A 14,359-nucleotide genomic window follows, 5' to 3' on the forward strand; every position below is an offset into this window, starting at 1 on the left:
TATATAAATATAATAACTAATAATAAATAATGATATAAATAAAATTGTAAGTTTACTATGATTAAGAAAGCTTAGAAGTTTATCAAATAATATATCAAAGCTCCAAGATCTATTTTGAAGTACAGTTTCTTTAATTTTTATAGGAGAATAATTACTATCTTTATTTATTTTATTTTTGATAAAATAAGGTAATTCTTCTGCCGTTACTATTGGCGTATCAAGCACTTCATTTTGTTTAATAACAAGGCTTTTTTGTGGAAGTGCAATTATATTGGTAATAGGAATATCAGAAGATAAAATATCTTGTAATATGTTATAACAATTAGTACATTCATCATAGATTTTATTAAGTACACTATTATCAAGTATAGTATCATCATTTAAATTTTCATTATCAAAGGTAATTTCATTAGAATATTTTGTTTTTGAAAAATCTGTATAAGGATAAGTTAATGTTTTAATTGCAAAAACTCCACTATTTGTTATTACAAGATCATCAATTGAACAACTATCTTCATTATTATTTTCTAAGTAAATATTATTTAAAATAATACTATCATTTTTTAAAGCTTTTAAGTTATGTGAAACTTTATATAAATTAAATATAGTATCAAAGAAATAACTTAAATCTATATAAATCTTTTCGTATATTTTAAATTTAATAGCACATATATGTACTAAATATAGAAAATATATAGTAGCTAATGTATTAAAATTTATATGAAGAAAAAAGCCAATTGTAAAAAGTAAAAATGGAAACCTTAAAAAAGGTTTAGTTAGGATAAATGTTAGTATTTTTACAGTGGCTTTTGTTATAAATTTTAAAAAAGTAAATATAATTCTAAAAGTAAATAAAATAATATCTCCTAAAACAAGCAACATTTACGTAGCCTCCTTTAGTAATAGAATATCTCCTTTTATGGAAAATTATTCATCCTTAATTATAAATTGTTTAGTTTTACCCATAAAATATGCTAAACGGATCATTTCAATTTCTTCTTTTGACATTTTTCGGTTGTATTTTTTTTCAAATTCATTAATTAATGCATTTGAATCAAGCTTTTCTTTTTTTACTTTAGGGCGCTTAGTAGTAATCTTATTAATAGGTTTAGATAATACTTGCTTAGTATATATTTTTTTAAATACTTCTGCAGTATAGCATGCATCAAAAAATGCATCGTGGAAAGCTCCATCAATTGCTATTTCTAATGTTTCAACAGCTCTTTTTAGTCCGATTTTTTGACCTTTAGGAACATTGAGTAATTTAGTTGCATAGTGCTGAATATCAATATATTTTTGGGGAATAAAAGTAGTAGGAATATTATAAAATCCCATATTCTTTATTAATTCTGTAATATCAGAATCGCCCCATACGATTAAAGTGTTTTTATCTTTTCCAATAAAATCAATAAATTGTTTAAAAACTTCAATAAATTCATAAGAAGCATTTAAATCATTAATATTTATTTTTGTTAATTCTTCAACATAGGGATGAAGTCTTTTGTGAATATTAGGTTTAATTAATGAATTAAAGGTTCCAATGGTTTCAAAATTCTTATTTAATTTTATTGCTCCAATTTGAATTATTTCAAATAGTAAAGCTGGTTTAGGAGCGTCTATTATTACATCTTCAGGATGTTGTTGATTAAATTCTAAATCAAAAATTATATAGTTCATTTTACACCTACGATAAAATTTTTTATTTTTTAGTCATTTACATAACTTCTATTACATATATTAAAGCATAAATAATTAAAAATGTCTTAAAAAGAGGTGTAATAAATGAGTATTTATGTTTTAAAGGAATATGTTGAAAAATGTATTAAGAATGGAGTAAAGCCAACATTTGAAGGATTAAATATTTATTATAAATCAAAAGAAATAAATTACAATAAATAAAATTAAAAGAAAATTTACTATTAACTTTATAAGAAAAGCGTATAATAAATAAAGATACATTAAGATTAAGTGTGGTGAACATAATTTGAAAACAAAAAAATTAACAGAAGCAGCAATGCTATCAGCTTTATTTGTAGTTTCAAGCATGGTAGCAATTTATACAGGAATAGCATATACATTATATTTGGATATGATAGTGCCACTTTTCATTTGTCTTATATTTATGAGGCTTGATTTTAAGTATACATTATTATCTTCTATTACATCATTGCTTATTGTAACTTTTGCAGTAGGTGACGTAGCATCAGCAATTTGGATGAGTCAAGGAATTATAATGGGATTGATTTGTGGATATTTTATTAGGAAAAAAGGCACAATATTTGATGATTTATTTTATTCAGCAATTTTAGGAACTTTTGTTATGGTTTTAATTGATATCTATTTTTCTAAATTAACAGGTTATAGTTTTATGAAAGAATTTGATAGCTATAAAGAAATGTTTCCTTTGACTGGTGAATATATGGAAATTGCTTTTAATATTTCTGTTGCAACAATGCCTATAGGTACAATATTAATATCTTATATTGGAGCTTTGTTTATAGGTAAGAAGCTTAGAATATTAAATGAAAATTGTAATGAAAAATATATGATAATTAAAAACTTTAAAAAGTATGGTTCCTATATTTGTTGCAGTAAAGATACATATTATTTTGGAATTGTATATTTAATTTTAATTGAAATATTAAAATTAACGGGATTTGAATTTAAATTTGTCTATTTTAAAACAGTAATAATGGCAATAAGGGTAGTAGTAATATATTTTGTATTAAAAGATTCTTTTACATTTGTAATTAGAGGATTATCTACAAAGGTGAAATCTAATGGTGTATCACAATTAATTTGGTTAGGGGTGATTTATATGCTATTAGTTGACTTTAAAGCTACGCTTATTATTTTGGTAGTAGGAAGTTTAGTAATTAACTACTCAATGAAGCTACGGGAATCACAAATAAATATGTTAAATAAAGTTGTTTTAAAAAGATAATAAATATTACTTTTAAATAATATATCTTTTATTTTAAATTTATTTATTGATAAAATTAATATTAAGTAATGTAATTTGGTTAACCTTATGGTAATATATAGTATACTATAGAGTTTTCTAAAATATAATTTTGATAAAGAATTAAGCGATAAAAAATACTTAAGTTTTATTATATAATTAAACAAAGATGAAAGATATATTGAGGTGAGGGACAATGGCTACATTAAAAGAAATAGCAGAGAAAGTTGGAGTATCATTAGCGACTGTATCGAGGGTTTTAAATAATGATAGCGGAATTCTAGTTGCTGATGAAACTAAGGCACAAATACTACAAGTAGCAGAGGAATTAAATTATAGAACGGCAAAGCAAAGAAAAGGTAAAAGTATTAGTAAAAATATGTTTAAAGTTGGAATTGTTGAAATGTATGATGTAGTTAAACAATTACAAGATCCATATTATTTACTTTTAAGAAATATAGTAGAAAAGAAAGCTTTTGAAAATAATATTAAGCTAGTTAGGTTTTTTAAGCAGGATAATAAATTTGAGTTAGCTGAAGAAGTTGAACTACAAGGAATAATTGCGGTTGGTAAATTTACTTCAGATGAAGTAGGTGAATTGTCAAAAAGAACACAAAATATAGTTTTTATAGACTCAGCACCAAATGATGAATTATATGATAGTGTTAAAGTAAATTATAAATTAGGAGTGAAACAAGCGCTGGATTATTTTTTAGAACTTGGACATAGTGATATAGGATTTATTGGTGAAAAATACACTTTAGGAGATAATAAAATACCTATGTTCGATGATAGGCTAAAGTTTTTTTACGAATATATGAATAATAAGAAAATGTTAAGGGAAGAGTTTATAATTAATAGTAATATGACAGCTGAAGGTGGATATGAAGCAATAAATGGTTTCATAAAATCTAAAAGTAAAATGCCTACAGCATTCTTTACTGCTAATGATGCAATTGCCAGTGGGGTTATTAAAGGGCTTCAGGAAAATGGTCTTAAAGTTCCTCATGACATTAGTATAATAGGATTTAATGACACTATAATATCTCAATATACTAATCCGCCATTAACGGCTATAAGAGTTCATATAGAGTATTTAGGAGAAGTCGCTGTTGAACTTATGATGGAGAAATTAAAGGGAAGACAGTACGCTAAAAAAGTGATAATACCAAGTGAGTTTATATTAAGAAGTAGCGTTAAGTATATAAAATAGTCACTTCAAATTAATATATTATAAATTAGGATAATAACAATAATATTTATTATTATTATTATCTTTTTTTATTTATTATTATAAATCGGTTACTTGATTATTGGAAAGGGCGAGGAATTTTTATTTGGACAAGGTCAATTTGAAGGAAAATATGATTTAGAGTCATCAGGAGCTTCTAATATGTATAGATATAAAAAGCATTTAGACGATTTAAATAAAAACGAGGAATTACAAAGAGGTGGTGGAAGTTTTAAATGGCTTAATGAGTCTTTAAAGGCGACTAAGGAAATATTAAATAAAAGGAATATTAAAAAAATAAATATACCAATATTGTTTTTTCAGGCAGGCAGAGATACTTTTGTAAAAGAAGAGGCGCAGAATAGATTCTGTGAAATAGTGAATATATGTAAAAAGATAAGATTTGAGAATGGAAAACATGAACTTTATATGGAAGATGATGAAATAATGATTGAGTATTTAAAAAGTATAAGTGAATTTTTGAAATAAAATTTTACTAAAAAACTTGAATTTTTTACTGTAAATATATTATAATACTTATTAAGAAAACGTTATCTGAAATAAAATGTGAAAGTAAGGGTGTAATTATGGGAATTATAATAAACGAATTAAAAAATGTATTTGCATTACAAAGTAAAAATAATAGTTATGTTTTTGGAATAGATAATATGGGGTTGGTAAGACATTTATATTGGGGAAGTAAAATTGAAAATGTTGATGATTTTGATATACCAACATTAGTTGAAGTATCAACTAATGATCCAGTTTATGAAATAACTAAAGAAGAATTTCCAGTGTACGGTAGTTTAAGATATAAAGAACATTGTTTAAAGGCCTCATTTATTGATGGATGTAGAGAAGTAGTTTATAGATATGAGGGGCATCAAGTTGAAGGAAATGAACTAGTTATAAAATTAAAGGATATTCATTATGATTTCAATATGAATCTTCATTATAAAGTTTATGAAGAATATGACTTAATTGAAAGATATGTGACTATTAAAAATAATTCAGAAAATGTTATTGAAATTGAAAAAGTTCATAGTGGGCAATTTCATATACCATATGAAGATTTAACTTTTTCAAATGTACATGGTCATTGGGGTGCAGAGCAACAAAGATTTACACAAAAAGTTAGCTATGGAAAGATTGTGATAGAAAATAGAAGGGGAATTTCTACTCATAATCATAATCCATATTTTATTTTAGATAAAAATGCAACAGAAACTACAGGAGAAGTATTCTTTGGTGCTTTAAAACTAAGTGGTAACTTTAGTGGAGTAATTGAACAAACGCAATATGGAGAAACATTAGTACAATTAGGGATTAATTCACATGATTTCTTATTAAAACTTAAGGGTGGAGAAGAGTTTACATCTCCGGCTATTATAGCTGGTTATAGTAATAGTGGTTTTGAAACTATGACTCATAATCTTCATAACTTTTCTAAAGATAATGTATTGAGAAGTGGATTAAGACCAGTATTATATAATTCATGGGAAGCAACTGAATTTAAAGTAAGTTGTGATGAGCAAATAAAACTTGCAAAAAAGGCAAAGGAAATTGGAGCTGAGCTGTTTGTTGTAGATGATGGTTGGTTTGGAGAAAGACATGGAATTGACAATGGACTTGGAGATTGGTATGTAAATGAAGACAAATTCCCAAATGGATTAAACCCATTGATAAATGAAGTAAAGGCTATGGATATGATGTTTGGAATTTGGGTAGAGCCTGAAATGGTAAATCCATTATCTAAGCTTTATAAAGAACATCCAGAGTGGATATATCATTTTGATAGTAGAGAAAGTGATACATCTAGGGGGCAATATGTATTAGATGTTACTAAGAAAGAAGTAAAAGATTTTATTTATAATATGTTAGACAATCTGTTAACAACTTATGATATTGATTATATTAAATGGGATGCAAATAGACCTATGTCTCAAACTAATTTAGAAAAGGATGTTTGGTACAAGCATATTGAAGCTGTCTATGATATTGTAAGAGATTTAAAAGTTAAGCATCCTAATGTATTATTTGAAGCATGTGCTTCAGGTGGTGGAAGAATAGATTATGGTATTTTAGGTATATTTGATGATTTTTGGACAAGTGATAATACTGATGCTTATGACAGATTATTTATTCAAGAGAATTATTCATATATATATCCAATAAAAGCTATGAGAGCGTGGGTAACTGATTGTCCAAACTTCTTATCAAGAAGAATTATACCTATGAAGTTTAGATATCATAGTGCTATGATGGGGACTTTGGGTATTGGATGTAATATATTAAAGTTTACTGAAGAAGAAATAGAGTTATCTAAGGAATTAATTGAAGAATATAAGAGGATAAGGCATATAGTTCAAGAGGGTAATTTCTACAGATTAGAAAGTAACTCTAAAAATAAATATAAACTTTATCAATATATGAATGGAAAAGAAGGGTTAGTATTTGTATTTTTACCTCAAAGTGAACTTGGGCATAGAGGTACAAATATAAGGTTTAGAGATCTTGAGAAGGAAAGTACTTATTTAGTTAAAGTTGATGAAAAAATTATTATGAAATCAGGAAGATATTTAATGAATCATGGATTAGAATTAAAATTATATGGAGATTATGATAGTATAATAATAAAGATAAATAAAATTGAAGAATAATTATCCCCAAAAAGATAGCTATACAAAATAGCTATCTTTTTTTATATAAAACTAAATAAAAATTTAGTAAAATAATAATAAATTTTACTGTAAAATACTTGTAAAACGTTTTCTGATATGATAATATAAAAATGTAGTAAGTGAAAACTATTACAAAAGGGTTAGTATTGATTAATAAATGAGGAAGGATGAGAATTATGGGATTATCTTTTAAAGAAAAGTATTCATTTGGAATTGGGGCATTAGGAAAGGATTTATGTTATGCAATTGTATCTAGTTATTTAATGATTTATTTTACAGATTCAATTGGACTAGCTCCAGCATTTGTTGGAAGTTTATTTTTAGTAGCAAGATTATGGGATGCAGTTAATGACCCAGCAATGGGAATGATAGTTGATAATACAAAAACAAAGTGGGGGAAATTTAGACCGTGGATTTTAATAGGAACGTTTATAAATGCGCTTGTTTTAGTATTTCTATTTAAGAGACCAGCAGGATTAGAAGGAACTTCATTATATGCTTATTATTCAGTTATGTATATATTATGGGGGATGACTTATACAATAATGGATATACCATATTGGTCAATGTTACCTTCTTTATCTAAAACTAATGAAGAAAGAGCTCAAATGTCAGTTATACCAAGAATATTTGCAAGTTGTGCATGGTTAATAATGGGGGCATTTGGACTTTCAATAGTTAATAAGTTGGGAAATGGTGATCAAACTAAGGGATATGGAGCTTTTGCAGTAGTAATTGCAGTAGTTTTTGTAATTACTTCAATTATAACAGTTATCAATGTTAAAGATAGTAGTTGTAAAGTAACAGAATCAAATAAAAAAGCAGAAAAAACAAGTTTAAAGAAAGCATTTAAACTTATAAAAGAAAATGATCAACTTATGGTATTTATAGGAGTTGTACTTGCATATAACTTAGTTGCTCAATTATCAGGTGGAATGTCAATTTACTATTTTAAGTATGTTGTAGGAAATGAAAATATGTATCAAGTATTTACTGCATTTGCTGGACTTGCTGAAATAGCTGCACTTATGTTATTCCCAATGCTTTCAAAGAGAATGAGTAAAAAGGGTGTATTTAGACTAGCTTGTTACTTACCAGCAGTAGGATTAATAATTTTATTATTAGCAGGAATATTTGTTCCAGAGAATGCAGCACTTATAGCTTTATCAGGAATAATAGTTAAATTAGGTTCAGGATTTACGTTAGGAGCTACAACTGTTATGTTAGCAGATGTTATAGATTATGGAGAAGTAAGATTTGGTTCAAGAAATGAAAGTATAGTTGCTTCATTCCAAACATTATTAGTTAAAACAGCATCAGCTGTATCAGGATGGTTGATAGGTGTTGGCTTAACAATAGTAGGATATGTTCCTAATATAACACAAACTGCCGGAACAATATTTGGTATGAGAATACTTATGGTAGCAGTACCTTCAGTAATAACATTATTAGGATTATTTATCTATGTAAAGGGTTATAAGCTTCAAGGTGAATATCAAGAAAAGATAATGGAAGAATTAAATAAAAAGAGAGAAGATGAAATTAACTTTGCATAAAGTATAGATTTGTATTAAACAAATAAAATTTTAATTAATAATTATTTTGTTTTTAAATGGTAGTCAGGAGTTGTTAAAATGTATTTAGGTGTAGATTATTATCCAGAGCACTGGAATCAACATATGTTAGAAGAAGATTTAAATAATATAGTAGAGCTTGGAAGTAATGTTATAAGAATTGGTGAATTTGCTTGGCATATGATGGAGAAAGAAGAAGGTTTATTTGATTTTTCTTACTTTGATCATGTAATAAATGAAGCAAAGAAAAAAGGATTAAAAATAATATTTGGTACCCCAACAGCAACAATGCCTGCATGGCTTGCTAAAAAACATCCAGATGTATTAGGTGAATTTGAAGATAATACTAAGAGGGTTTTTGGTGGAAGAAGACAATATTGTTTTAATAGTAAAACTTATCACAAATATAGTAAAATTATAATTAAGGAGCTTGCAACTCATTTTAAAGGTGAAGAGGGAATAGTTGCATGGCAAATAGATAATGAATTTGGTCATGAAGGTAGCGATGTATGTTTCTGTAATGAATGTAAAAATGCATTTAGAGATTATTTAAGAAAAAACTATAATAATGATATAAATAAATTAAATGAAATATGGGGAACAAGATTTTGGTCTCAAACTTACAATGATTTTGATGAAATACCAATTCCAGCAAAGACAATAACTACTCATAATCCAAGTCTTAGAATGGAGTGGGAAAGGTTTAGAAGTAGAAGTGTTGAAAAGTATGCAAAATTTCAAGTAGATATATTAAAAGAAATATTAGGAGAAGATTCTGTTATAATTCATGACTTTTCAGGTGGATATTTTGATAAGAGTTTTGATTTTTCAAAGGTTTCAAAACATCTAGATGTAGTTGCATATAATAATTACCCGGTATGGGGAGGTCAAAAGGAGCCAATCCCTGCGCATGAAATTGCTTGCGGATTAGATTTTATGAGAGGTGCTAAAAGACAAAATTTCTGGATTACAGAAGCAATAATGGGAGCTCAAGGACATGATGTTATTGGATATCTTCCAAGACCAAATCAAGCTAAAATGTGGTCTTATCAAGCAATGGCTCATGGATGCAATTCTCTTATGTATTTTAGATATAGAGGTGCAACACAAGGAGCTGAACAATATTGCTATGGAATAATAGATCAAGATAATCAAAAAAGAAGAAAATTTTATGAGGTTCAAGATTTTTTCAATAATATGAAAGAAAATGAAGATGTTATAAATAGTGAAATAAAATCAGAAATAGCAGTAATTTATGATTATGAATCTATGGCATCATTTAGAATTCAAAGACAAAGTTTTTTAATGGATTATAAAAATGAAGTATATAGACTATATAGACCTTTCTATGAAAATAATATTAATATTGATGTCATTCCATCGTATGTAGATTTTAGTGATTATAAAGTTTTATTAATACCAACAATGATTGTATTTAAATCTGAAGTTCAAGAAAGAGTTAGGGAGTTTGTTAAAAATGGTGGTAAAGTAGTATTTAGTTTTAGAACTGCAATTAAAGATTACTATAATAATTTAACATTAGGGCAGCTAAATCCAAGTTTTTACACTGATTTAATAGGTGGCTTTGTTGAAGAAATAGAATCCCTTCAAGAAGGACAAAATGTTAAAGTTAAGGGTATAAATGAATTTAAGGGAGTTGAAGGTAGTGGAACTGTATTTAGAGATATGCTAAAAACTACTACTGCAGAAAGTTTATTTATGTATGATGATGAGTTTTATAATGAATTATCAGCTATAACTTTAAATAAATATAAAAAGGGTGAAGCTTATTATATAGGTACTGGTGTAGATAATAATATTATGGATATAATAGCTAAAAAAATTATAGTAGAAGCTGATATAGAATCTATAGAATCACCTAAAGGTGTTGAAGTAGTTAAGAGGAGAGTAAATGATGAAGAGTATTACTTCATTATGAACCATACAGCAGAAGTTAAAAGTTTTAATAATATTAATTTAAAGGCATATGAAAGTAAAATAGTAAAAACTAAGTAAATTAAAAGTGGTTAATTTTTTAAATTAACCACTTTTAATTTTTATATTATGTTAAATAAGAGAAAGGCAATTTACATCCAATTTGTAAGTTACGTCTTTTCTTTCAACTATTATATTTATTTTCTTTTTAATTTCTTCATCATCCATAATCTTAGAAATAAGTTCACGTGTTGGATTCATAGCATATGGGATACCTACATTTTTAAACATAGTAAAATCACCAGAAGTATCACCATAAGCATAACTTTGACTTAAATCAATATCATACTTTTTACACAAGTCTTTAATTGCCTTTTCTTTACTTTCTGAATCCCACATAGGTGTAATATAGCCATTGTATTTATTATCTTTATCTAATTCATAAACTGTACCCCTATAATCATCCATATGATATTTTAATGACATTTCTCTTACTAATTCTATAGGAGAACCTGAAATAGCAATTACAATATCTCCTTGTTCTTTATGCCATTTAATTCTTTCTCGAGAAAATGTATAAACTCTATCACCTTTTTGTTCAATAACTTTTTTTGCAATATAGTCTATATGATATTTATCTAATCCTTTAATTGCTTCAGTATATACATCTACCATTTTTAAAAGATAAGTATCATAATCGCCTTGTCTTTTATCCCAGTTAATATAAGCAGGTTTTACTTCTTTATACCACTTATTTTCATCAACTAGGTCATATTTAATTATTTTTTTAAAGACCTCAGTAATAAGTCCTTCTCTGTAGATTGTGCCGTCAATATCAAAAAATGCTGCTCTTCTTGACATATAAAAAAACCTCCTTATGTTTTAAACTTTTATAAAATATCTTTAACTTACTGTCCAATAGGTAAGATGAACTAAATAAACTTTAAAAATTTAATTTATCTGAATTAGATATTACATTATATAATAATAAAATAAAGAAAAAAATGCAAGACTAAGTGAGATTCTAAATTTTAATTTAGTTAATCGAACTTGCCTGAAACTCCAAATTTTAATTTGGTAAGTTAAAGGTACACTTTAGTGTAATCAGCGACTGGAAGGAGTCGAGTTTCCTTAAATAGGATTCTAAATTTTAATTTAAGTGATGATCTAAATCTTAGATTTTAGTCATCAGAACTTGAGCTAATGAAAGAAAGTGAGTAGTGAGTTTCATTTATAAGAAAAAACATTAATATTTTTAAGAAAGCTTCTTATTCTAAGGTGAAACTTACTCAAAGACCGAAGAAAATCTACTTTCTTTAGTTAGTATGACAAAAAATAGAAGAATTTATATTAGAAAATGTTGACAAAAAATTACAATACTATATAATATGGATATAAAGAATTATATAAAATGCTAGGGGTGCCATTTACGGCTGAGAAATAAGAAATTATTAACCCTTGTACCTGATCTGGATAGTGCCAGCGTAGGAAAGCTTATTAATGTATACTTTAAATTAATCTACAAGGTAGTTTTTAAACTTTTTATAGTATAAGTTTAGATAATTTGTAGGAAAAGTAAATATATTATTTGTAATTATAACGCTATATTCCAGATGGGATATAGCTTTTTTTTATCGAAAAAAATAAACAATTTTAAAAGGAGAAGAAACATGAGAAATTACAAAATACCAACATTAACAATTGCAGGATCAGATTCATCAGGAGGAGCAGGTGTACAAGCAGATTTAAAAACGTTTAGTGCAATAGGAACTTATGGAATGAGTGTTATTACGGCAATAACAGCTCAAAATACACAAGGAGTTTTTCGTGTTGAAGATTTAAGTAGAGAAATAATAGAAAGTCAAATTAATGTAGTTTTTGAAGATATAGAACCAGCAGCTGTAAAGATAGGAATGGTATCAAGTGTAGAAATTGTTCAAACAATTGTAAATACATTAAAGAAATATAATCCTAAGTATTTAATAGTAGACCCAGTTATGATATCTAAAAGTGGATATTCATTATTAAAACCAGAGGCAAAGAAAAGTTTAATTGAAGAGCTTATACCAATGGCATATATAATAACTCCAAATACACCAGAAGCAGAAGAAATTACAGGAATAGAAATAAATAATGTAGATGATATGAGAGAAGCAGGTAGAAAGATATTAGAATTAGGACCTAAGTATGTGTTGATGAAAGGTGGACATCTTGAAGGTGATGCAGTTGATGTATTAATAGGAAATGATACATTTGAAATTTATAAACAAGAAAGACTAGATAGAAAAAATACCCATGGAACAGGATGTACTTTATCATCAGCAATAACTTCACATTTAGCACTAGGATATGACATTGTGGAAGCTGTTAAGTTAAGCAAAGAGTATATAACAGAAGCAATAAGACATAGCTTTGATATAGGCAAGGGTGTTGGACCTGTGAATCACTTTTACAAATTTGAAGATTAACACTTAGATAAGGAGGAGAAAAAGTGTTTGAATTAATAAATAAAGTTAAAGAAATAAATCCATTAGTACTACATTATACAAATGAAGTTACTATAAATGATTGTGCAAATATAACATTAGCTTTAGGAGCAAGTCCATTAATGAGCTATTCTGATGAAGAAGTTGAGGAAATAGTAAGTGTTGCTAGTTCAGTTGTAATTAATATTGGAACAATGAATTCAAGCAGGTTAGATTTATTTGTTAAAGCAGGAAAGGCAGCTAATAAATTTAATAAGCCTGTTATATTAGATCCAGTAGGTGTTTTTGCGACAAAAACAAGAATAAACTTTACAAATAAACTATTAAATGAAATTAAATTTGATGTTGTTAAAGGAAATATAGCTGAAATAAAGTTTATAGGTGGACTTGATGTAAGGGGACAAGGCGTTGATTCCTTTGATGATGGTGAAGATATATCTGAAGTAGTGAAAAGAGTAGCTATAAAGCTTGGCTGTATGGTAGTTGCTACTGGAAAAGTTGATTTTATTAGTGATGGAAATAGAGTTATAAAGATATATAATGGAACACCAAAGTTAAAGAGTGTAACTGGTACAGGGTGTATGACAGGAAGCTTAATAGGAAGCTATTTAGGAGCTTATGATTCCATTATTAAGTCTGATGAAAAAGTTAGTAAGATAGAAGCTGTTGCAATGGGGGTACTTACAATGGGAGTAAGTGGTGAATTAAGCGATAAAAATAATATTGCAATAGGAAGCTTCAAGGAAGAGCTTATGAACAATATTTATGAAATGAATAGTGATAAATTAAAAGAATATGGAAGGGTTGAATAATATGAAATTTTCAGAAGTTTTATTTAGTGAAGTTAAGGAGATTTGGGATGGATATTTAGAACATCCTTTTGTTAAGGGAATAGGAGAAGGTACTTTAGATAAAGAAAAGTTTAAAAATTATTTAATTCAAGATTATTTATATTTAAAGGATTATGCTAAGGTTTTTGCTATGGGATTAGTTAAAGCGGAAAGTATGAAGGAAATGAAATTTTATCATGAATCTATAAAAGGAGTATTAGATGATGAGACTGCAGTTCATGTTAATTACTTGAAAGACTTTGGATTAAGTACAGAAGAGGTAGAAGCTTATAAAAGTGAATTAACAACTGAAAGTTATACAAATTATATGCTTGGAATTGCATTAAAAGGTGATTCGAAGGATATTGCACTGACTATAATGCCATGTACTTGGAGTTATTATTATATTGGAAAGCATTTATATGAAACATATAAGGAAAACTTAAAAGATAATTTTTATGCTCCGTGGATAGAAGGATATGCATCAAATGAGTTTAGAGAATGTGCACAAGAGTGGATTGATTATATAGATGATATATGTAAGAACATATCAGAAGTAAAAAGGGAAAGGTTAAAGGACATATTTATAAAGTCTAGTCTTTATGAAATGGAGTTTTGGAATATGGCAAATAAATAAACTGAATTCTTAGTTTTAGGTTG

Annotated in this window: 12 protein-coding genes and 1 riboswitch; of the genes, 9 read left to right on the forward strand and 3 right to left on the reverse strand. The window is 27.0% G+C overall.

The features are described from left to right. Positions 1 to 882, reverse strand: an 882-nt coding sequence (locus tag I4V63_RS05750; RefSeq protein ID WP_196000343.1) for an NERD domain-containing protein, incomplete at its 3' end; no start/stop codon positions are given. A gap of 45 nt (positions 883 to 927) precedes the next feature. After that, positions 928 to 1,677 carry a 3'-5' exonuclease gene (locus I4V63_RS05755; RefSeq protein ID WP_196000344.1) on the reverse strand — a complete coding sequence of 250 codons (750 nt, stop codon included), beginning with the start codon at positions 1,675 to 1,677 and terminating at the stop codon, positions 928 to 930. A gap of 307 nt (positions 1,678 to 1,984) precedes the next feature. Between I4V63_RS05755 and I4V63_RS05760 the strand changes: the two genes are divergently transcribed. From I4V63_RS05760 to I4V63_RS05785, 6 genes are all read left to right on the forward strand, one after another. After that, entirely contained in the window at positions 1,985 to 2,944 is a 960-nt protein-coding gene (locus tag I4V63_RS05760) for a DUF2232 domain-containing protein (RefSeq protein WP_196000345.1), read from the forward strand. A 214-nt stretch (positions 2,945 to 3,158) separates the two neighbouring features. Further along, positions 3,159 to 4,175 carry a LacI family DNA-binding transcriptional regulator gene (locus I4V63_RS05765; protein ID WP_196000346.1) on the forward strand — a complete coding sequence of 339 codons (1,017 nt, stop codon included), beginning with the start codon at positions 3,159 to 3,161 and terminating at the stop codon, positions 4,173 to 4,175. A 93-nt stretch (positions 4,176 to 4,268) separates the two neighbouring features. Then, complete coding sequence (locus tag I4V63_RS05770) at positions 4,269 to 4,682, forward strand: alpha/beta hydrolase (RefSeq protein WP_196000347.1); 414 nt, start codon at positions 4,269 to 4,271, stop codon at positions 4,680 to 4,682. A gap of 98 nt (positions 4,683 to 4,780) precedes the next feature. Then, a complete protein-coding gene (locus tag I4V63_RS05775; protein ID WP_196000348.1) occupies positions 4,781 to 6,853 on the forward strand; it encodes an alpha-galactosidase in 2,073 nt (690 codons plus the stop codon). A 188-nt stretch (positions 6,854 to 7,041) separates the two neighbouring features. Beyond that, positions 7,042 to 8,430 carry a melibiose:sodium transporter MelB gene (melB, locus tag I4V63_RS05780; RefSeq protein ID WP_207746508.1) on the forward strand — a complete coding sequence of 463 codons (1,389 nt, stop codon included), beginning with the start codon at positions 7,042 to 7,044 and terminating at the stop codon, positions 8,428 to 8,430. Between the two features lie 78 nt (positions 8,431 to 8,508). Continuing rightward, positions 8,509 to 10,464, forward strand: coding sequence for a beta-galactosidase (locus tag I4V63_RS05785; RefSeq protein WP_196000349.1), 1,956 nt, complete (start codon positions 8,509 to 8,511; stop codon positions 10,462 to 10,464). 51 nt (positions 10,465 to 10,515) lie between these two features. Here the strand turns inward: I4V63_RS05785 and I4V63_RS05790 are convergent, their stop codons facing one another. After that, a complete protein-coding gene (locus I4V63_RS05790) occupies positions 10,516 to 11,244 on the reverse strand; it encodes an HAD-IB family hydrolase (RefSeq protein WP_196000350.1) in 729 nt (242 codons plus the stop codon). Positions 11,245 to 11,789: 545 nt separating this feature from the next. Next, positions 11,790 to 11,891, forward strand: a riboswitch (TPP riboswitch). A 162-nt stretch (positions 11,892 to 12,053) separates the two neighbouring features. Between I4V63_RS05790 and thiD the strand changes: the two genes are divergently transcribed. From thiD to tenA, 3 genes are read left to right on the forward strand one after another with little or no spacing between them, the layout of a single operon-like run. After that, positions 12,054 to 12,851, forward strand: coding sequence for a bifunctional hydroxymethylpyrimidine kinase/phosphomethylpyrimidine kinase (gene thiD / locus I4V63_RS05795; RefSeq protein ID WP_196000351.1), 798 nt, complete (start codon positions 12,054 to 12,056; stop codon positions 12,849 to 12,851). A 23-nt stretch (positions 12,852 to 12,874) separates the two neighbouring features. Beyond that, positions 12,875 to 13,681, forward strand: a complete 807-nt coding sequence (gene thiM, locus I4V63_RS05800; RefSeq protein WP_196000352.1) for a hydroxyethylthiazole kinase — start codon at positions 12,875 to 12,877, stop codon at positions 13,679 to 13,681. A gap of 1 nt (position 13,682) precedes the next feature. Continuing rightward, a complete protein-coding gene (gene tenA / locus I4V63_RS05805) occupies positions 13,683 to 14,336 on the forward strand; it encodes a thiaminase II (RefSeq protein ID WP_196000353.1) in 654 nt (217 codons plus the stop codon). The last annotated feature ends 23 nt before the right edge of the window (positions 14,337 to 14,359 follow it).

The sequence above is a fragment of the Clostridium sp. 1001271B_151109_B4 genome, assembly GCF_015670405.1.
Classification (GTDB): domain Bacteria; phylum Bacillota; class Clostridia; order Clostridiales; family Clostridiaceae; genus Clostridium.